This window comes from Brevibacillus antibioticus (genome assembly GCF_005217615.1).
GTDB lineage: Bacteria > Bacillota > Bacilli > Brevibacillales > Brevibacillaceae > Brevibacillus > Brevibacillus antibioticus.
In genome coordinates this window covers 1705561-1726588 of record NZ_SZNK01000001.1, presented here as the reverse complement: position 1 = coordinate 1726588, position 21028 = coordinate 1705561, and the positions used below count along the sequence as shown (strand labels likewise).

The 21028-nt window shown below is 44.9% G+C and carries 17 protein-coding genes and 1 pseudogene; 8 read left to right on the top strand and 10 right to left on the bottom strand.

From position 1 onward, the window contains the following. Positions 1–205: 205 nt before the first annotated feature. Entirely contained in the window at positions 206–1096 is an 891-nt protein-coding gene (locus E8L90_RS07870) for an NAD(P)-dependent oxidoreductase (protein WP_137028721.1), read from the bottom strand. Positions 1097–1122: 26 nt separating this feature from the next. Beyond that, on the bottom strand, positions 1123–2574 hold the full coding sequence (locus tag E8L90_RS07865) for an aldehyde dehydrogenase family protein (RefSeq protein WP_244297175.1): 1452 nt from the start codon (positions 2572–2574) through the stop codon (positions 1123–1125). Positions 2575–2697: 123 nt separating this feature from the next. On the opposite strand from E8L90_RS07865, the gene E8L90_RS07860 reads away from it, so the two are divergent. Continuing rightward, positions 2698–4833, top strand: coding sequence for a helix-turn-helix domain-containing protein (locus tag E8L90_RS07860; RefSeq protein ID WP_137028719.1), 2136 nt, complete (start codon positions 2698–2700; stop codon positions 4831–4833). Positions 4834–5230: 397 nt separating this feature from the next. After that, entirely contained in the window at positions 5231–6388 is a 1158-nt protein-coding gene (locus E8L90_RS07855) for a GNAT family N-acetyltransferase (RefSeq protein WP_137028717.1), read from the top strand. Between the two features lie 112 nt (positions 6389–6500). Here the strand turns inward: E8L90_RS07855 and E8L90_RS07850 are convergent. After that, a protein-coding gene (locus E8L90_RS07850) for an IS1182 family transposase (RefSeq protein WP_162309130.1) occupies positions 6501–7831 on the bottom strand; the annotation gives its coding sequence in 2 pieces (ribosomal slippage) (positions 6501–7291 and positions 7291–7831; 1332 coding nt in all). Positions 7832–8090: 259 nt separating this feature from the next. On the opposite strand from E8L90_RS07850, the gene E8L90_RS07845 reads away from it, so the two are divergent. The 3 genes from E8L90_RS07845 (at position 8091) to E8L90_RS07835 (ending at position 11076) form a co-directional block, all read left to right on the top strand. Next, positions 8091–8828 carry a MerR family transcriptional regulator gene (locus E8L90_RS07845; RefSeq protein ID WP_137028716.1) on the top strand — a complete coding sequence of 246 codons (738 nt, stop codon included), beginning with the start codon at positions 8091–8093 and terminating at the stop codon, positions 8826–8828. Positions 8829–9092: 264 nt separating this feature from the next. Beyond that, entirely contained in the window at positions 9093–10604 is a 1512-nt protein-coding gene (locus E8L90_RS07840) for an MFS transporter (protein ID WP_137028715.1), read from the top strand. A 106-nt stretch (positions 10605–10710) separates the two neighbouring features. After that, positions 10711–11076, top strand: coding sequence for a winged helix-turn-helix transcriptional regulator (locus E8L90_RS07835; protein ID WP_137028714.1), 366 nt, complete (start codon positions 10711–10713; stop codon positions 11074–11076). A gap of 69 nt (positions 11077–11145) precedes the next feature. Here the strand turns inward: E8L90_RS07835 and E8L90_RS07830 are convergent, their stop codons facing one another. Beyond that, complete coding sequence (locus tag E8L90_RS07830) at positions 11146–11709, bottom strand: NAD(P)H-dependent oxidoreductase (protein ID WP_137028713.1); 564 nt, start codon at positions 11707–11709, stop codon at positions 11146–11148. A gap of 484 nt (positions 11710–12193) precedes the next feature. Then, positions 12194–12502, bottom strand: a complete 309-nt coding sequence (locus E8L90_RS07825) for a cupin domain-containing protein (RefSeq protein WP_137028712.1) — start codon at positions 12500–12502, stop codon at positions 12194–12196. A gap of 90 nt (positions 12503–12592) precedes the next feature. Here E8L90_RS07825 and E8L90_RS07820 point away from each other — a divergent pair, with 90 nt between their 5' ends. Together E8L90_RS07820 and E8L90_RS30685 are read left to right on the top strand one after the other, a co-directional pair. Beyond that, complete coding sequence (locus E8L90_RS07820; RefSeq protein WP_137028711.1) at positions 12593–13465, top strand: LysR family transcriptional regulator; 873 nt, start codon at positions 12593–12595, stop codon at positions 13463–13465. A 61-nt stretch (positions 13466–13526) separates the two neighbouring features. Further along, positions 13527–13682, top strand: a pseudogene (locus tag E8L90_RS30685) (ASCH domain-containing protein); the annotation flags it as partial. Positions 13683–13847: 165 nt separating this feature from the next. Here the strand turns inward: E8L90_RS30685 and E8L90_RS30680 are convergent. From E8L90_RS30680 to E8L90_RS07790, 5 genes are all read right to left on the bottom strand, one after another. Then, positions 13848–14021, bottom strand: coding sequence for a GNAT family N-acetyltransferase (locus E8L90_RS30680; RefSeq protein ID WP_244297174.1), 174 nt, complete (start codon positions 14019–14021; stop codon positions 13848–13850). 251 nt (positions 14022–14272) lie between these two features. Next, complete coding sequence (locus E8L90_RS07805) at positions 14273–15781, bottom strand: long-chain-fatty-acid--CoA ligase (protein ID WP_137033329.1); 1509 nt, start codon at positions 15779–15781, stop codon at positions 14273–14275. 63 nt (positions 15782–15844) lie between these two features. Further along, positions 15845–17104 carry an MFS transporter gene (locus E8L90_RS07800; protein WP_137028710.1) on the bottom strand — a complete coding sequence of 420 codons (1260 nt, stop codon included), beginning with the start codon at positions 17102–17104 and terminating at the stop codon, positions 15845–15847. Positions 17105–17149: 45 nt separating this feature from the next. Further along, entirely contained in the window at positions 17150–18451 is a 1302-nt protein-coding gene (locus tag E8L90_RS07795; protein WP_137028709.1) for a CapA family protein, read from the bottom strand. 40 nt (positions 18452–18491) lie between these two features. Next, on the bottom strand, positions 18492–19379 hold the full coding sequence (locus E8L90_RS07790) for a MurR/RpiR family transcriptional regulator (protein WP_137028708.1): 888 nt from the start codon (positions 19377–19379) through the stop codon (positions 18492–18494). 629 nt (positions 19380–20008) lie between these two features. On the opposite strand from E8L90_RS07790, the gene E8L90_RS07785 reads away from it, so the two are divergent. Further along, on the top strand, positions 20009–20869 hold the full coding sequence (locus tag E8L90_RS07785; RefSeq protein WP_137028707.1) for an MBL fold metallo-hydrolase: 861 nt from the start codon (positions 20009–20011) through the stop codon (positions 20867–20869). The last annotated feature ends 159 nt before the right edge of the window (positions 20870–21028 follow it).

The window sequence follows — 21028 nt, the reverse complement described above, 5'->3', positions numbered from 1 at the left end:
TCACCTCCTTCCAAAATTGGGATTAAATGTCGTGACTATTTTTTTCAAATCTATAAAGCTTGTACTATATTTTAAATTGAATTCATATTACATATTTTAACATTAATTGTATATTTTTGTCAATTTTTTCGAAACCTGCGATAAATTCAGTTAATTTTTCAAATACCTGATGGTACCTATCTACTTTCTCTTTCAAACTCATCGCTTAACGCGCAATTGTTGTATGAGCCAGCTCCTCCGTCACGGTACAGACTGCACTCGAATCCCAGCTACCTTTGCCTTGTGCTTTCGCTGCCTCATACATTTGCGCAACCGTGCCTCCAACGAGAACAGGTACTTGCTGTTCTCGAGCGGTTTGTGCATAGAGCTGCAAATCTTTGTACATATGATCCAAGGAAAAGACCGTATTTTCATACGTACCGTACAAGATGTTAGGCCCAAAAACGGAGAGCACTCGATTGTGGGCAGAGCCTTTGTCCATGACGGCTGCCAGCTTGTGTCGATCAACGCCAGCTTTTGTCCCGACACTGAAAGCCTCGCCCAACGCTGCTGTAATGACGGCAACGACCGAGTTGTGACAAAGCTTCGCCACTTGTGCGGAGCCGGATTCCCCCAGATAAAAAATTTCCTTCCCAATTGCCCTGAGATAGTCCATGATTTCCGGAAGCATTTCCTCATCACCGCCGACCATAACGGTTAACGTTCCGGCCGCAGAACCCGCAGGTCCTCCACTCACCGGACAATCGTAGTAGTAGATTCCTTTTTCTACGCCGTACTGATTCAGACGTTTTGCTGTAGCAGGATCGATCGTACTTGTATCAAATACGAAACTGCCCGCCCCTAATGATAAGTACAGCCCGTCCGCACCCAGCATGACTTCCTCAACAATCTCGGGCCCTGGAAGCGAAGTGAAAACGACACGTGCTACGCTACCCACTGCCTGTGGAGACTCGACGACTATCGCTCCTTTTTCCTTCGCCCAGGCTTTTGCGTCTGGACTAGGATCGTAGGCATACACGTGGTAGCCTTTTCGCAACAGATTGCAGACCATCCCTTTCCCCATTGCACCCATGCCGATAACACCAATCGCTTCCATCTTCGCTCCTCCTGCTTTCCCTATACTTATGGCCGAATATAAACCGTTTTTGTCTCGACATAAAAATCGAGCGCTGACTCCCCTTGTTCTCTCGGACCCAATCCAGATATCTTTTTGCCACCAAACGGAAACTGTGATTCAAAATGAGTCGATGGCATATTGACATGCGTGACACCTGACTGAATGCCTTTGACAAATTGGAAAGCTTTTTGCAAATCGTTCGTAAAAATCGTGGAGGACAAGCCAAATTCCACCTGGTTAGCCACTTGCATAGCATGTTCGAAAGAATCTACATCGATCACGGCGATCACGGGGCCAAAAATTTCTTCGTTGGCAATCGCCATCTCCTGCGTTATGCCAGTAAACACCGTCGGAGCAACGAAGTAGCCCTGAGCGAGATCACCTTCTACAAGGCGCTTACCCCCACATTCCAGTACGCCACCATCTTCGATTCCCTTTTGTACATAATGAAGATACAAATTGAGCTGATGCTCGTCCACTACTGGACCGTTATGATTGTCTGAATCGAAACCATTCCCGATTTTCAAGCCCTTCGCTCGCTCGATCAATTTTGCTTTTACTTGTTCGGCTACTTCAGGAACAACCAAAACGCGACTGGTCCCCGTACAACGTTGGCCATTATCGAAGAATCCACTCAGTACGATGGAATCGATAGCGAGGTCAATATCAGCGTCCGCGAGAATGATCGCCGGATTTTTCCCGCCCATCTCCGCCTGAATCTTGCCTCCTCTGGCTCCAACTGCACTCCCCAAGGAAAGTCCCACTTCAGAAGAACCCGTAAACGAAATACCTTTGACCAGTGGATGATTCGCTAATTCCTCCCCGATTACCGCACCCGGTCCGGTTACCAAATTCACTACGCCACTCGGAATGCCGCTTTCAATCAGGAGCTCTACCAGCTTTACGCTAATCAAGGACGTGTTGCTCGCCGGCTTGAACACAACTGTATTGCCTGCGAGGATGGCCGGGACAATTTTCCACAAACCAATCCCCAGCGGAAAATTCCATGGCGCAATAATCGCGAAAACCCCGATTGGCTCTCGCACCGTGTAACCAATTACCCGTTCATCAAAGGAAGGCACCGTTTGACCTGTCAAGCGAGTAGCTTCCCCTGTCAACTGCTTCATGGAGGTGATGGTCTTGGCAACTTCGCCCCTCGCTTCCCGCAATGTTTTTCCGACTTCACGGGTGATCGTTTCTGCGAGCTCTTCTTTGTGTTTTTCCAATAAGGAAATGAGAGAAAACAAGAACTCTCCACGCGTGGGAGCCGATTTTTGAGACCATTCACCAAAAGCATTGGCTGCAGCTTCAATGGCAGAACGCGCATCTAGCCCGTCCGATTTTTGAAAATAACCGAGAACCTCATTCGTATTGGCAGGGTTTGTGCTAGGGAAAACCTGTCCAGTATGGCTAGTCACCCAAGCTCCAGCGATATAGTTCTTGTATGTTGCTGTCAAACCGTCTCCCACCTTCCGTATCTTATAGGAGTATTGTATATATCCAAAATTATGAATACAATGTATATAAATCCACTTATTTCCAATTGGCAATGTGTAATTCTCTATATGGAGGACACGTGTATGAATTCTTTTTCGCTCCTGCTTGAAAAGCTGCAAGAATGGTTTGACGATCAGCCTTTTTCGATATGGTTCCAATTTTCGCGTGATCGACATTTTCGGCTTATTTTCTCTTCTTTTCATGAAAGTGCTACCGCAATTACTCTCGCTATGACAGTACCTCTCTGTGACAACGATGCTGGCCACATACGTTATCGATATGAGACTCTTCGCTCACAACAAATGTACCGTTTTTTCTACGCAAACGATGGACAAGCCGTCATTTGTCTTACGCATAAAGCACAACAACAGGTCCCCCTTACCTCTGACCAATGGGAACTGCTTTGGTTCGGGATTCGCCTATTAATGGAAGAAGAAAAAATGAGAGCCAAAGCGGAGGAAAGCAAAAAACTCTTTGAAGGGATTCGTTCGATATCTGCTACCCTCGACGTTCACCAAATCATCCGCGGCATCATTGGTAATGCACTGGCTGTTATCCCGGCTGCTGACGCAGGCCTCCTGCACCTGTATGATCCCACTATCGATCGATTGCTTCCGAAAGCGACCGTCGGTTTTCATGATACGGTGTTCAAGGATCTCAAAATGCGGGTTGGAGAATCCATCGCGGGCAAAGTGTTCGAAGACGGAATCCCACGCCTGTACAAAACAAGCCAAGAAACAACCCACGCGATGAGGGATATCTCTGCTGACAACTTTCACTCCCTGAACCACGCAAAAGCATTGCGAGACTTGAATGGCTTGTTATGTGTTCCGATATCACGTGAAGAAAAGCGTATTGGTGTACTTGTCCTGCATCAGTTTCATCAAGAAAATGTGTTTACTGAGTACGACCTCGACCTCCTCCAAGGCTTCGCAGACCAAACTTCCATCGCCCTGCAAAATGCCGAGCTCTATGATGAAATCAAGCAAGCGTATGAACATTTGGCTGCCATTAGCTCTCAACTGCAAGCCAAGCACGATGATTTGATACAACGCAACCATATCCACGAAGCCATCAAGCAGTTGTCCTTGCAAAATAAAGGGGCGGAAACAATCGTAAAAACCCTCAACAAAATGACGGGACATTCCATCTATTTTGCCGATTGGCTTGAGCAGAAGATGTATCCTGAAAAGAGTGTTTTGTTTTTTAGCTGGGATGAACTGTATATATTGCTGAACAAAAGAAGACAGCCTGTTTCCCTCAACCTGTTCTCGCCCGCTTCTGGTGCCGATCAACTGTTCTGTTTGTATCCACTAATCAATGGGAGCATTTTTCTCGGATGTCTCGTGATTCCCTTAGACGAACGCGGGCTATCTGATCTCGCACGTATGACGGTGGAACAAGGGAGTGCTGTGCTCATACTCGATTTGGTGAAAAAGCAATCGATCAGCTCCGTGCTATACAAGCGAGCACACGATCTTTTTCAAGAACTAATCGCAAGCAAAGGCAATGAACTGTTTGACCGCGCTCGTTCGATAGGGTTACAGCCGCAAGCAAAATACTACGTGGTGTATGCCCATCTGACGCAGTGCCAAGACCTGGCATTGCTAGAAGCAAATATTCACCGGCTCATTACCCGATGGAAATGGGAGTTCAGTAAAACACAGATGTTTGTCTACGGATTCCATAACCATGTCACCCTTCTCATCCGGCCTCTCGGCTCCCGAGACGGAAATGACATCCGGGACAGACTACAACAGGCGTCTTATGAGTGGGAACTTGGCAAGGAAGCATCGTTATCCATTGGCGTGGGAAGTATGGCAAGTGGGATTGAACAAATCAGCAAAAGCTACGAAGAAGCCAAGAAGGCCGCTCACTATCTGACGAACCGCAGCCGATGTGGTGTGATTCACTATAAAGACCTGGGTGTCAATCGCCTCATGCTGAACCAGAGTCAGGCCGATATTGAGGCATTCATACAAGATGTCTTTGCCCCTTTCTGGCAAGACCCGGAAAAATACGAGGAATGGGAACAGACGCTCATCACTTATATGAAATGCAGTCAATCCCCTCAACTGACCGCCAAAGAGCTGCACATTCATGTCAATACACTGTATCAGCGATTGCGCAAAGTTGAGGAGCTTCTTCATATCGATTTACGAAATCCGGAAGACTTGCTGAAATTACAGCTCGCTTGTCATTTGCGCCAGGAAGGCTGAATCGAAAAAGGCAGGAGTAGCTTTGGACGGGAAAAAGTCCTGGGCTATCGCTGCCTTTTTTGTTTGAAAAGTCTTTTTCGTGTGCTTGATAATAAGTTTACCATAATTAGGTTATGTAAATCATTCTGCTACGAAAGCCTTGAAGATTCTACGGCAGCAGTACGATTATATTTTCATGTAAATATTTCAAAAAGAGTAAATCCCCCCTTGCAATATTTGGTTAATCATCCATAATGAACAAGGGGGGCATCAGGACCAAACACCCCAGAGATTCGCGCCCTACTACAGGTAAAGGAGTGATGATGTTTTGGATTCGCTAAAACAAATGGAAAAGCATATGAGAGGTTTCAAACGATAACTTTATCTTCTCTCATATGCTATGGGAGGAAATGAACGAATGTTTGCTCAAAAAATGGTTCAAGGAACAGAACTCACAAACGATTGCTTCCATAGCGCGACCAATCTATTCGAAGCGTTGAAGCATCATGTATCCATTAAAGGGGTCATTACAGGTGTTATTCCTGGTAGAGTATTCCTGTCAAATGACGCGAGATCAGCCTTGTTGACAAGCCCCCAAGGTATTTTTCTAGGAGGCAGTATTGATAATCCCCTCTTCTTTGAAGAAGTGAATGCATTGCTCAAAGAGGAGATTTTACCGCAGCTTGCTGCTGATGAACAGCTTGACTACGTCCTGTTTTATCCTACGGATGAGAAGTGGGATGACATTCTCGATATCGTGATGAAAGATATATTTCCCATGAGAAGCGGACGAATGATCTTTACTCACCATCTACAGGATCTGTACCCTCCTGCTGACGATCATATTGTCCCGATAGACAGCACCTTTTTAAAGCGGAAGGAATTGGTTGGTCTCGAGGATGTTCTCGATGAAATAACAGAGAACTGGTCATCCATAGAAGCCTATGAAAACAAAGGATTCGGTTGTGCCGCGATTCAAGATACCGATGAGGGGCCGACCATTATTAGCTGGTGCATGACGGATTGGGTAGTAGAAGACGAATGTGAATTGGGTATAGAAACTGATGAAGACTATCAGGGTAACGGATGGGCTCGAAAGACAGCATGCGGTGCTCTCTCACTCGCCAAACAACGCGGAATCAAAAGAGTGGGATGGCAATGCTGGTCAAATAATATAGGTTCACAGCGAACAGCCTTGTCTGTCGGTTTCGAGCTGCTCGCAGATTTCCCAGTTCTGTTCGGATGGAACCTTCCGTTAAACAATTTCCTTGTCAACGGCAACCACTATATGCGTGGTGATCTGAAATATGGCGTGGAAAAAGACTACGCCCGCGCAGCATGGAGTTATGCCCAAGCACTTGATCAAGGCTGGGATTGGGATGGCGATGCAGCCTTGTATTGGAATGCTGCTTGCTTATTCTATCTGAATGGTGAAGAGGACCGGGCAAAGCATTACTACAAAAAGGCTATCGAGCACGGCTGGGTAAGCATTCACCATCCGCATTATCATGATAGTGTGTACAGGGAACAGGACAGCGAGCAGATCGCGCAAATTCTTGCTGAATCACTCAAATAAATGAAACGGCCGCCGATAAAACGGCGGCTTCAGACTGAAGAGAAACCCCCTTTTGGGGATTTCTTTTTGGTATTGTTCCAGCACGAAGTGCTGAAAAAAGGATAGCCTTCACCTAACTTGCTTTCGCTAGGTGTAGTGCTATCCTTTTAATGTTTTGTACTGTTGCTGTCATCAATACCTGCTCTTGGACATTTTCACGTCCGCGTAACCTACAATAGCGAAGCCCATGCAGTTCTTTAGCATCTGCAAAGCTTCGCTCTATGGTTTGGTATCTTAATCTATATAAATATTTCCCCGATTTACTTAAACGGTTCTGTCGAACCCATTCCTTACTCTCTTCCCAAACGTGCCTACTTATCACCTTTTGGTGATTTTTAGATCGGGTACACTCAGAAAGCCTTGGACAAGTTTTACATATTTCTTTATTGGACTTATACATCCTGTATCCGTTTCGATCGGTAGTCGAATAAGTAAGCGTATGTTTTTGAGGACATGTGTACACATCGCACTCCAGATCATATTTAAAGCGCCATTTAGCAAAAAGACCTTTAACAGGTGTAAAGGCACGATGACCGATGACAGCAAATACATTTATATCGTGAAGTGCCTTGCAGATTGGAGTAGTTAAATAACCAGCATCTAATGCAATAGCTTCAATTGTATCCTTAAACCCAAACTTCTCGATTTGGAGATTCAGCCTATCTATGTAAGGAACGGAATCATGGACATTGCCAGCAGTGACATGGACATCGGTAATAATATTGTACTTATGATCGACAGTCCGGTGATCGAGATAGAAAAAGCCTTCGGGCTTGCTGTCTCGAACCATGTAGCCACTTTCCGGATCAGTGGTACTCACCTTGATTTCCTTTTCTTCCTTCACACCCTCTCTAGGCTTCAATCCTTTTTTCCATGTACCTCACGGTCTTCATTAATTGCTACCTCTAAATCTTTGAGATAGGCACGACTCGATTTCTCGATGACATGCTTCTTAAATTTTCGTTTATTCGCATTTGCTTTAAGATGCGTGGAATCACTTATCAATACACGTCCAGCGACCATTCGATGCTGAATCGCCAAGCGCACAATTTCATCAAAAATCTCCTGAAAAACATTTGTATTTTTAAAACGGGTTCGACGATTCCAACTGATTGTTGTGTGATCTGGAACTCGATCTGTTAAAGAAAGGCCAAGAAACCAACGATAGGCGATGTTAGTCTGGATTTCTTTTTCGAGCTGCCTCTCTGAGCGGATACCGTAAAGGTATCCAATGAAAATCATTTTAAATAAAACAATAGGATCAATCGAAGGTCTACCGTTATCCTCGCAATAATATTGACGTACTTTTTCTCGGATGAAGGAGAAATCTATATGTTTCTGGATGACCCTTAATAAATGGTCCTCTGGGACCAATTCATCAAGGCACACAAATTCGTAATGCATTTGCGGATTTTTATCATTCGAGGTAAGCACAATTATCACCTACTATAAAATGTAATTATAAGAATTATAACAAATTAACGCGGTGTCGCCTTAAAATTAAGTAAAATAAAAATGGCTGTCGACTTTCTCGACAGCCTGCGGCCGCCGATAAAACGGCGGCTTTTTGCTGAGCTCAACCATTTTCCCCTCTACTTACTTTTTTTCGCTTGACTCCAACCTAAGGTCAGACTGCAAACTCAATTTCAGGAGGTGAATCGCCATGTTGTATACCGTTAACGAGGTAGCCAAACTGTCTGGTACCACAATCAAGACACTGTACCATTATCAAAAGATTGGCTTGCTGATGCCCGAAATCGTTACAGAAAATGGATACAGATATTATGGTGAGAATGAACTCAAGCGGTTACAACAAATCTTGTTTTATCGTGAGCTGGATTTTTCGTTGGACAGGATTAAAGCTGCTCTTGATCACGAACCAGACAGACTTCGTTGTTTATCTGAGCAACAAACGATGTTAAAGGCACGCCAGCTTCGAATGGAGCGCATCTTGCTTACTTTAGAAGAAACGATCCGACACGAAAGGAAGAGAGGAAATATGTCCACTGAGCAAATGTTTGATGGATTAAACGAAGAAGAATGGCAGCAGGCATTCTCTCAACAAAATGAGCATTTGCAGAAAGCCTACGATTTTCAATTGGATACAGAGAATCTGGACGTAGCTTCCATGAATGAAAAAGCTGCCGAAGCGACTGCTTTCATGACATCTATGGCAGAGGCGTTGAAAAACAACAAAAGTATCGATGATGAAACAGTTGTTTCTGCGATCGAAAATCATCTTGCTTTTTTGCAAAAAGCCCATCCGATTGATGCGAGAGCTTTTGCCGAGCAGTCAAGGTTTTTCCTATCAGATGAGTTCCACCGCACTATGTTGGAAGAACAGCAAACGGGATTAAGCTACTATATTTGCATGGCAGCCGAAAATTACGCCACCAAGTAACGTATAGTTAAACGACCGTTTAACAGTTAAACCGGGTGAGCTTCAACTCCCCGGTTTTTTGTTTCATTCCTATCTGATGCGTTAGATTACCGCCCGATCATATGCTTGTCAAGATTGACTGTGCTTTTTTGTCAAATTCATCAACGATGTAAAGTTTGATTTGCAACTGTTCTCTCCCTATTTATTAGAAACGAATGCACAAATAATAGTCTTGTAGCGAAGTTTGCTAAATGAATAGAAAAAAGAGAGAGGAGTTCGCTTTTTATGTCACGATTCGAAAAACGTAATCGCTTCATTATCCTTGCAATGGCACTGGGCCTATTGATGTCTTCCCTCGACAATACCATCACCTCAGCGGCCATTAGTCCCATTATTAAAGATATCGGTGGCTTTGAAAGCATGAGCTGGGTTTTCACTTCGTACGTATTAGCCGCAACCAGTACGATGCTCATCTTCGGGAAAATGTCCGATCTTTTTGGACGCAAGTTGTTTTACTTACTTGGCATTACGATTTTTCTCATTGGCTCGGCACTTTGTGGCGTTGCCCAAAGCATCGAACAGCTAATTGTTTTCCGTGCCCTTCAAGGAATTGGTTCAGGGGCTCTCTTTCCGATTACTTTCACAATCCTATTTACGCTATCCTCTGATCCGAAATATTCGGCACGGATCTCTGGCGTGTTTGCCGGAATCTTTGGGCTCTCTTCTATCGCCGGACCTCAAGTCGGGACCTTGCTCTCTGATTACTTGGGGTGGCGTTGGTGCTTTTATGTCAATGTTCCGATCGGTTTGTTGTCTCTCTTCACTCTTCTGTTTTCCCTGAAAGAATCCCGTTCCCATACAAAGCCAAAGATTGACTATTTGGGTACCGTTACATTAATTGTCGCCTGTATAGCAGTCATGCTGGCGCTTGAATGGGGAGGAAAAGTATATGAGTGGTCTTCGTGGCCAATCATCTCCCTGTTTGCCCTGTCCGTAATAGTCGGGTTCACTTTTATCATGGTAGAACGTCATGCAGAGGAACCGATCCTCCCCTTTCAAATTTTTCAAAACCGCATGGTGGTCGCGACATGTATCGCCTGTCTTTCTCAAGGTGCCATCATGTTTGCTGTTATCACTTATTTGCCTATTTTCGCTGTGGCCGTACTTGGATATCCGAACTCCAATAGTGTTTTGACCCCGTTGATGCTCTCTTTGACGGGAGGAGCCGTGGTATTCGGAATGTTGCAAACAAGATTTCCCTTTCGATCTCTCATGGCGTTCTCTATGCTCGCTTGTGTAGTCAGTTCTATTTTGCTTATGTACGTTTCAACAGGCATTTCCTTCTTTTTCTTAACACTCTTGATGATTCTGCTCGGGTTTGCTGCAATCGGGCCGTTAATGAGCGTTGCACAAAACGCGATCGTGCATTCGGTTGATAAACAATATATCGGTATTTCTTCCTCGATCGTTGGGTTTTGTCGAAACATGGGAGGCGTACTCGGTGCATCGATCATGGCTGCTGTTGTGAACCAAAATTATGCGAGTATCGTATCCACAGGGGCATCATTACATGGCATTTCCTTGGAAAAAGTAGCTGATCTGCTTAATCCTGAAGTTCTCATGCGTGAGCCGTTAAAAATCGAGCCGAATGTTTATTCTTTTCTGAGTGACTCTCTAGGAAATGCCATCAATCATGGTTATATTGTGGGATTGATTTTCGGCGTTATTGGTTTCTTTACCGTACTATACGCAGGCCCTGGCAAGCTTGAGCGCCATCAAAAGAGTGTCGAATCATAAACGTTCAAAGGTTTCTTGCTTGGCATCACTTTCCTAAAATAGCAGTATGATGTATGGTAAAGTATGTGCATTTACCAACCTTACTTTCCAAAGGAGAGTGTACTTTGTGCGTGAAACCTGTGTTCCGACCGGTGTAGAGTTAAAAGACACTGGCTTTGGCTATACATTGTCTTTAATAGGCGGGAAATATAAAATGATCATTTTGTATTGGCTCGCTGAAAATAAGGTGATGCGGCATAATGAGCTGAAGCGAAGTATCGGTACCATTTCCTTTAAAACGCTGAGCTTGATGTTAAAAGAGCTGGAGGCTGATGACTTGATCATCCGCAAGGAATTTCCCCAAGTCCCTCCCAAAGTGGAATATTCCTTATCAGAGCGTGGTCTATCTCTCATCCCCTTGTTAAATATGATGTGCGACTGGGGAGAGAAAAACAGCTTACCCCCTCAAAATGCTGTAAAGCAGCAGGCATAATGATTGTTTCTAACATGAAAAGAAGTATCTCCCCCAAACGAGGAAATACTTCTTTTTTCATGGGGCCTTTTACAGGCTATCAATGAATTTCACATAATCTTGTGCGGTCTTATCCAATATGCTGCCAGTCGGCTCAAGCTCTTGACCAGGTTCATTTTCCCCTGACTCTGTCTCTGCACCATAATAGGCAAAGAATGAACGATAATCCGCATCGCAGTAACGGAAGGTTGTTTCAAAAGGGGTCAATATTTGCTCCAGTGTATACCGATATCTTCCCTCTTCCTGATAATCCTCTTTCCTAATTCCAGCAGATACGGCTAATGCTGCTTTGCGATTCTTTAATTTATCGCCTCCCTTTGAACCGTAAGCCCACCCATATGCGAACACATCGTCAAGCCATTTTTTCAGGAGTGGCGGACAATTAAACCAGTAAACCGGGAACTGTAAAACAAGATTCCCATGTGATTCAATCCATTGTTGTTCTTTTTCCACATCAATGTTTCCATCTGGATAAATCTTATGCAATTCGTGTACGGTATACTTTTCTGGATATTTTTTGAGTTCTTCTACCCATCGCTTATTGATGACGGATGTTTCGATGCTTGGATGAGTGACGATGACAAGAGTTTTCAAAGTAAGGTCCTCCTTGAAGGTTTGATGTTTTATGAGTATAAGATGCTTGCTGGAAATTTGTAAGTATGCACATTTTGTTCAGTTACTTACATAAAGGTGAGTGTAAAGAACAGAAAAGAGCCTCCCCTCTACCTAAAGATTCTAGGTTTGTATCGTTGAGAGGCCCTTTTGGATCCATCCGTGACAAGCCAATAGAAGTGATAATCCGAATCATTTGTTCCGCCTGGTTTAATTACGCATGCAATCATCAATACGTCGATGAGCTAGGTGAGCAATGATGACTCCAACCATCGGCGTACAGACCACCAATCACTTCAGGTATTTTCGCTTGATGGACGGCTTGCTGGGCACACAACATAAAAAAACCGCTCCTTTTCGAGCGGTTTCCTCTTAGAATGAAGGTATCCAATCTATGTGGCAATGTTTGCATGAAAACAATAAAAATTAATAATTTCCTACACAAAAAAACAGAAACTGAAAAACACTATCCAGCATTACGCTCCATTACAAGAACCAAACAACCCTTTTCAGACCATGGTTCATGTTTTGTATTAGGTCCATAACAGAGATAAGAACCTGCTCCATACTCAACATCATTGCTGATAAGAGTTCCATCTAATACGAATAACTCCTCGGTATCCTTATGCGTATGTTGAGGGAATTTTGCCCCCGGTGCAAATCGCACGACATAACGCAGTTCACCATTCTCATCTCGTAATGGAATTTGTTCTATACCATCCATAACAAATTTCCACTCACTGTTTGTGATATCAACGGAAAATAAATCTTTCATGTTATCATCTCCTTCTATATAAATAGTAATTTACGATGTTATATTAGTAAATATGAACAAAAATGAACTATTCTTCAGGAGAAATGAATTATGGAAATTCGTTTGTTACAGACATTTCAAGCTGTTGTCCAATGTGGTAGTCAGATAAAAGCAGCAAATCTGCTGCAATACGCACAATCTACCATCACCCTACACATCAATCAATTAGAAGAAAATCTCGGCATCGAACTGTTTGAGCGTAAAGGAAAACAAATGGTGCTAACCGAAGCCGGAAGACTTGTGAAAGAACAAGCAGATATTTTATTAAATCAAGTGGATGTAATCACCCAAACCGCAAAAGAATTTTCAATCGGTCAGAAAGGACTTATTCGGATTGGAGCAATTGATTCCATTGGCAAAACAAATTTGATTTCCGTACTAACAACGTTTATGAAAGAACATCCACAAATTTGTCTTTCCATCGAAAGTGGCGTAACCCAACAATTTAGTCAACGGATTATCGCTAACGAACTTGATATTGCCTTATGTCCCCCTCCTTCACCCGAATTAAATCTTGAATTTTATCCGCTATATGAAGAAAAGCTTTGTTTGATACTGCCAATCGACCATCCATTATCTACACAAGATAAAATTTACATGTGTGATTTGGAAAATGAAAATTTCATTTTAACTGGACAATTGTGTGATTATCGGCGAAAAATAGAGCATGTTTTTCTTCATCATGGTTTTCATTTACACTCTAATTACGATGCAGCAAACGTGGAGATGGTTTTAAATCTTGTATTACAAGAGTTTGGTATTGCTATGCTACCTAGCAATTTCGTTGCCAATTCACATGAATACGCTATTCGTGACATCGATGACATTTCATTCGCTTTACCTGTTGGATTAATCCGCAAAAAAAATAAAGTCCTCAGCCCTGCTACAGAAAAATTAGTAGCTAACATATTTTCATCCTGCTAAACAAACACAAAAAGCCCTCGGTTTTGAAACAGGACTTTTCCATTATGGGGATGAATGATTTATAGGCGAGCTGCTAACCGATGATAATGCCAAGCAAGAGGGATATTCAAATGTAGAGGAATATAAGCAATCCATTCTATCATCTCATCCTGGGATGCCTTGGCTGCCGCAAATGCGAGTGTGGGTCCATGAATTTAGCCCGGACATGAAAAAATAACGGTGGGCATTTTATTATATAAGGCGATTCTTTATCTACATATTCTCAGTGCCATAATGTCCATTGGACCATTTTTTGTTCTGCTACCCATGATGAAAAGATTGCGAGAGGCTGACCTCACCAAACAACAAGCCTAGCCGGTTTAATTGGCGTTTAATCTTCTTTTTATATGAGCTTTTTCTCCATATACAGCGTGCCTTCAATCGGATTAAAACGATAGGGCTCAATTGGATAGAAGCCCAACGAGCGGTAAAGCTGAATCGCTTGTTCCATCGTAGGAAGCGAATCTAATCGGATGAATGAATAGCCTCGTAATGTTGCTTCGTCCATGATCGCCAAGGCTAGTTTTTTCCCTACTTGCTGGCTATTCGTCATCTAATACCAAAAAAATACAGCCGACTGTGGGTGCGTATTCGCCTGGCATATTTTGCAATTCGGGCGCAAAATCAAACGCAGCAACCCAAACACCTCCACATCCCGTTCTACATTCTACAAACCCAAACTCGTGTACCTCCGTGACACGAAAAAACCAGCTTACAACAAAAGGATCATTGTGTGAGCTGGCATTTTTCATTTCATCGTGCGATCGTTTAAGAGGTGCGTAACGAGCGACGCAAGATTTTCCCCGTACTGTTTTTGGGAAGCTCTGCTACAATTTCGACCTGACGAGGAACTTTGTATTTCGCCAGCTTGTCACGACAAAACGCCATGATATCCTCTTGAGAAACCGCTATTTCCTTCAATGCCACAAATGCCTTGACTGCCTCGCCATGCACCTCGTCAGGAATTCCGATCACAGCCGCCTCGATAATCGCAGGATGCTGGTATAACACTTCTTCTACCTCACGCGGGTACACGTTATAGCCGTCAACGAGAATCATGTCTTTTTTGCGGTCAACGATGTACACATATCCTTCTTCATCCATACGGGCCATGTCTCCCGTATACAGCCAACCATCTCGAAGCGCTGCGGCCGTATCATCTGGCAAACCGAGGTATCCTATCATGACGTTGGGCCCTTGTACTACCAGCTCACCCACTTCTCCACGTGCGACTTCGTTTCCTTCGGGATCGACGACCTTGTTCTTCACAAGCGGGATATCGATTCCAACCGATCCTGGCTTTCTGATCCCGTGCAATGGATTGAATGTTGTAGCTGGGGCTGCCTCGGACAAACCGTAGCCCTCCAGTACCTTGGCATCGTATTTCGCTTCGAATTTGTGCAGGAGCTCGACCGGCATAGATGCACCTCCCGAGCAGTATATTCGGATGGAGGAGAAATCTTCTTTTGTCGCAGTCGGCAGCTGAAGTAGATAGTTGTACATGGTCGGAACGCCTGCAAAACATGTGGCTTTTTGCTCACGAATCGTTTGGAGGACGTCTACCGGATGAAATTTTGGCACGATAATAATGGCCGCTCCCGCTCGAATCGGTCCATTCATGCACACCGTCATGCAGAAGACGTGAAACATCGGGAGTACGGCGACCATGCGATCTTCGGGTACCAGCTCGAACAATGTCCCCATCGCATCAGCATTCGATGCCATATTGCGGTGGGAGAGCATCGCTCCTTTTGGCTGGCCAGTCGTACCTGATGTGTACAGAATAACAGCGAGGTCATCTTCGTTTCGTTCCTGCTCCGCGTAGCCTACCTCTGATCCTTGCCCTTCCTGTTCAAGCTGATCGATCGTTATTTCATTTTCAATACATTCCGTGTAGATGAGTAGCTGTAAATCTTCTATTTGGTCCTTCATCGGGGTTAGTATCGGCTGCAACGCGGATAAGGCAATGGCTGCTTTTGCTTTACTGTTCGATAGAATAAAGCTAATTTCGCGCGCCGTATAGATGGGGTTCATGGGAACAACGACTGCTCCTACGCGGAGTATCGCATAGTAAGCGCTTACAAAAGACGGCCGATTATCCATGAGCAGGGCGACAGCATCCCCTTTTCCAATCCCGTGCTGGGCAAGTCCAGCTGCGAGATGTTCGACCTGCTGATTGAATTTTGCATACGTCGTCGTTTCTCCCATATAGACCAAGGCTGGACGATCCGCAAACTGTTTCGCGCTCTGCATGAGGCTTTCATTCAAATGATACACCACACATCTACCTCCTTTTCAGAAAATTTTAACATCTGAAGCCAAGCCAATAAAGTATTACTTTTAGGAAACATGGGAGATTGGCGGTGCTGATTGACTGACTTGTTCATTGCGCTTCACAAAGAGCAGAAAAAGCACGCCGCAAATGATAAAGAGCAAGCCGTTGACGATCATGGCGTTGCCAAAACCAGTGCCAATATCTCCCGCTGATTGAACGATAGAGCCCGTGACCAGCGGCGAAATGATCCCTGCCAACGTAACCAGGCTGGACAACACGCCTACCAAAAGTCCCGTTCGTTCCGGCACCAAGCTACTGACGATGACAGAGGCAGCTGTACCCACAGAAAAAGCAAACCCTTTTCCTAGGCACAGGAGGATTAAGACAAGTACGGTAGATTGAACGAGAGTAACACTGTAAAAGCACACCCCCCCTAAAATAATCGAAACACCGCCAACCAGAACGTATGATTTGCGATAGCTGCGGTGCTTTTTAAAGAAACGATCGCCAATCGATGAAATTAGTATGGTCATCAGTCCAGCTAAAAGTCCCGTGCCAGCAATCGCATAGGCCATTTCCTGATTCGTAAATTGGAAAACCTTGACGAGATAGACAGGCTCCCATACGGATGCGAAGGTGGTCCCCCATATTTGTGCGAAATAGATTAAAAAACAGAATAAAAACGTGGATGATATCAAGATACCGGATATATCTGACCACTTCGCTTTTGATAAGGTGGGAGCTTCGACTTTTGCAGGTGCGACGCTGACAAGTGGTTTTTCTTTTCCGATCCACAGCCAGACCAAGAGCCATATCAGACTGAGTGCGCCCATAAATGCCCAGGAAAATCGCCATCCATAGCTATCAATTAGCGCGACAATCATCGGTGCGGATGCCACCGCACCGACAAAAGCACCGAAGTTCACGGTTGAATAAACCAGTCCACGCTTTTCTTCAGGAAACCATTTGTTCAAATGGCTGACAACCGTTGCCCAAAATGGCCCTTCGCCTATTCCAAGCAATACCCGCGCTACAACAAGCATTGGCAAACCCGCGATCGCATAAGCGCCGAGTTGGATGACTGTCCAGGACAGTGCCATGACTGCCAGCATTTTTTTCGTCCCGATGCGATCCGACAGCGCCGCGCCTATAATCCCGGCAAGGGAGAAAAACCAGAAAAAACTGCTTCCAACAAGTCCCCAATCCTTCTCGTTCAATGAAAATTCAGTCATAATGGGCACGGCAGAATATCCCGCAATCGTTTTATCCGCATAATTGATCATGTATAGCACAAATAACAAAATCATTGTGATTCTGGCCATCATGTGAATCACTCCATTGTGTAGGAAATAGACTACCGCTGTTTCCCGCTATTTTGAAAGCCTCACGCGACCAATTCCATCTGTGATCTCAATCACTGTGCCATATGGTTCACTCAAAGTTTTGAGCCCCTCTAAGATTGAGGTATCCCCGCTTAATTTCGGCCACCCCATCCGATGTACAGGCAGATCAAACCCTAATTCAATCGGATGTAGCTCCAGTTCGAGCAGTTCACCATCTTGCATTTTCCATAAAGGAATAACCGACTCCCACACCTCTTTGTGCACACAGAGTCCGCGCGTGTAGTTGGCACTCATCGCTTCCAACGCATCTGCTACATTATGGGTATGATCCAGGCCATAGTGCTCGTAGAAATCAGCGGGCTGACTCGTAACAGCCTCTGTCTGAAAAATAAAATCTCCCAAGCTGTAAAAGATCGGCCGATTGTTGTAGATTTCAATACCACGCAATAAATGGGGGCCGTGTCCTACCACTGCGTGAGCGCCTGCATCGATGCAAGCTTTTGCAAAAGCAGGCAAGAAATCGGCCGCAACCTCTTTTTCTTCCCCCTTCATCTCGTGAGCGTGAATACTCACGATGACGTAATCAGCCCGCCTTTTTGCCTCCTCAATCGTTTTGACGATTCTGTTCAGATCGCGCGGATGCGGTTGGGTAGTCGTCCCCTCTTCGTCGCTTACCATGAAACGTGCATTTCCGAACAGAAAGATCTCCTTTCCCGGATCGTTCATGAAGCCTTCCTCGATGAGAAGTTTGCTGAAGGCGTTAATATCCGTCGACTCCGCAATGGCATGCAGATCAGCGAGCTTTTCTTCCGTAATATGATGTGTCATGACATAGCGCATCGGATTGATCCCTGGTCTGCCGATACTATCCGAACGCTGATCTCCGGCTGCCCACCATGGATGAAAAGTCGACGTCGCAGCGATCAAGGCTACCCTAGCCCCTTCGCATTCGAGATAACGCGGCGCCCCCGCTTCAGCGAGATTTTTGCCTGCGCCAGCATGGACGAAGCCATACTCATTGAGATATCGTTCCGTTGCTTCTAGTCCCCCATACAAATAATCGAGCGTATGGTTATTCGCCCAGCCAATCATGTTAAAGCCGTAATCTTTCATGACTTGCAAAACGGAAGGTGGTGACATCGCCCACGTGCCTCCGCTTTGTGCGCTAGGATAGCCTTCATTATCGTGTACGGTCGTCTCCAGATTCGCAATGCGAACCTCCGCGCGGTGCAGTAAGCTGGATACCTCTTGAAAAGCTTGGTCCCTATATGGCAGATTGCGTGTAATAAAACTGTCACCAGTCGCAGTAAACCAAATCGGCTTGGTCATTGGCAGAATTCCCCTTTCCCTTTTCTCATTTTTTGTGCTTTCAAAAGATCGAGAAGTCTTCCTCATCCTCTCCGACAAACGAGTATAGCTTCGAGCTAATTTCATCATAGTGCTGCAATCTTTTCTGGACATTTTCCGCGTCGTGGAGCATGACGCCTTTGATCAAGACATTCAGCATAGAGAATAATGTGGGCATGCCGCTAGTGGCAACGGGTTGGGGTGTGGTGATTTTCAGAAGATGATCTGCGACTTGGCTGATGGGGGAGAACTCTCCTTCCGTAATTGCCAAAATCTTCGCTCCCAGCTCTTTTGCTGAATGGACCATGGCAACTGTCTCGCTAGGATGACGAGGAAATGATATCGCGATGACCAGCCATTCTTGATCCCGTTCGATGAGAAAATAATCTGCGTTATCAACGGCTCCCGTATACAGATGTGTGTTTCCTTTGATCGCATTCAACGCTGAGAACAACCATTTTGCAGGAATATGGCACCAGCGAAATCCTACCACTACGATTCGGTTAGCCTGCACAATGCTTTTGACCACCTCTTGAAGCAATGTGTAGTCAATTTGCTGCATGCTTTGCTGGAGATACGCTATATCACTTTCCATCACTTGATGGGCGTAATTGCTCAGATCGAGCGTAACCTCGGTGTCTCGATATTTCTGGATCGGCCCCTTCCTTTGGTCCCCTATCAAAAGAGACTTTTTGATTTCCTCCTGAAGCTCTGTGTATCCGGAGTAACCCAATGCGTAACAAAAGCGAATGACGGTCGCTTCACTGGTATTCGTAAACTCCGCGATTTTTTTGGCGGTATGGATCGCAAGTAAGCTGGGCTTTTCAATCGCGATCTTACAGATGATTTTTTGGCTTGCTGTCAGCTTTCCATACTGCTTCCGAATCCGTTCTTTTACGAGTTGTGCCATGCCTGAAGCTCCTTTATCATCCGTATTTGTTTTAATTTTTAGAATAGTATATCCTTTGCACGAAAACACTTCAATACTTCTTGTAAAATGTAGTTTTTGCTTCATTTTGGTGGATAACGAAAAGGGACCTCCACAGTTGGAAGGACCCTTCGCTCCTCTTTATGGTTCCGTACTGAGACATTCATTTGGCATCCAGCCGCATTCCCTGTGCTCTCTAATTCACACCAGCTCCAGCCATTCCACTCATATTGAAGGAATCTGACATGAAAGAAGATTGGTTCAAGGAACTAGAACCAACCATTCAATAGGATGCAAAAAGGAATTTATACTTGGAATGTGTGAGTATCCAGAGTATTAAGTAGAATACAATGTCTGTTTTGAATCTGTTGACGAAGACGAATATAAAAAAGCAAAACTGTGTTTCTGACTGTAAATACTCAGATAAAATAAAATCATTTAGGAAAGAGGTAGCAGACAGGGATCTGTAATTATGTCCTAGACTGCCTGGTAATTACGGGCGTTTTTTTGTTTGTGCGAGGGGGAAGTGTTGTGTGATAACATGGAAAATATTGTTGCGTCATTCTGTAGAGAGAAAATTACATTGGCGTATTTGGAAAGGAGAGAAGGCAATGTCCACGATCGAACAGATTACCGAGCATATCTTGATTATGCATGCAAGTCATGACACGGATCGCCCCATCCTAGCAGCCATTACGGGGGCAAGAAAAACCCTCTTGATTGATGCTGGAAATTCACCTGCGCATGCCGCGTTGTTTCGTCAGGAATTGCAAAAGCTAGGCGTTCGTCTTCCAGATCTCCTCATACTGACTCATTGGCACTGGGATCATACATTCGGAATGTCAACATGGGATCTACCTACCATCGCGCAGGCAAAAACCGCACATTCATTAAGCAAGCTGATGGGACTGGAATGGTCGGATGAAGTCATGGAACAGCTCTGTAAGGAGAGGATCATCAATGCCAGCACGATGGCTAACATCAGAAAAGAGTACGGAATGAACCGTGACTTGATCCGAATAGTCGAGCCCAATATCCTATTCGATGAATCGATCACGATCGACCTTGGTGGCGTGACATGTCAGGTGAACCATGTCGGAGGAGATCATTCGGAAGATTCGTGCTATGTGTACGTAAAAGAGGATCAAACGCTGTTCCTAGGAGATGCCTTGGGTCCCTCTGTCTATGGCGGACCGCGCAGTTATACAGCCTCCCGTTTTCTGCGCGTGTTGAAGCAAGCGTACCAGTCTGAAGCAATCCTTTTCGTGGAATCGCACGGCCGGCCGTTAGAGCGTGCTGCCTTTCAAAAGGAGCTCAGTGATTGGGAGCAGCTAGCTCTGCTTACAGAGCAATACGGGCAAAACAGAGAACGGATCGTAAGCGAGATGTGTACCTTCCTCCAGGTGTCAGAGCTTCCTCATGAATTTTCAGAAGCTCTCGAATGGTTCATGGTAGGAGCTACACACCAATGATCCAGTTCATCGGGTTGGTACATTTGATTTTGTGATAGCTACTTACTCCCCCCTACAACCGCAGCTTCACAGCGAAGATTGACACCGTGAAGCTGCGGTTTTTTCATGGCCGAATACGTGCAATGGCCTGATGGTTTCAAACCCAACCGATTTAGGCAA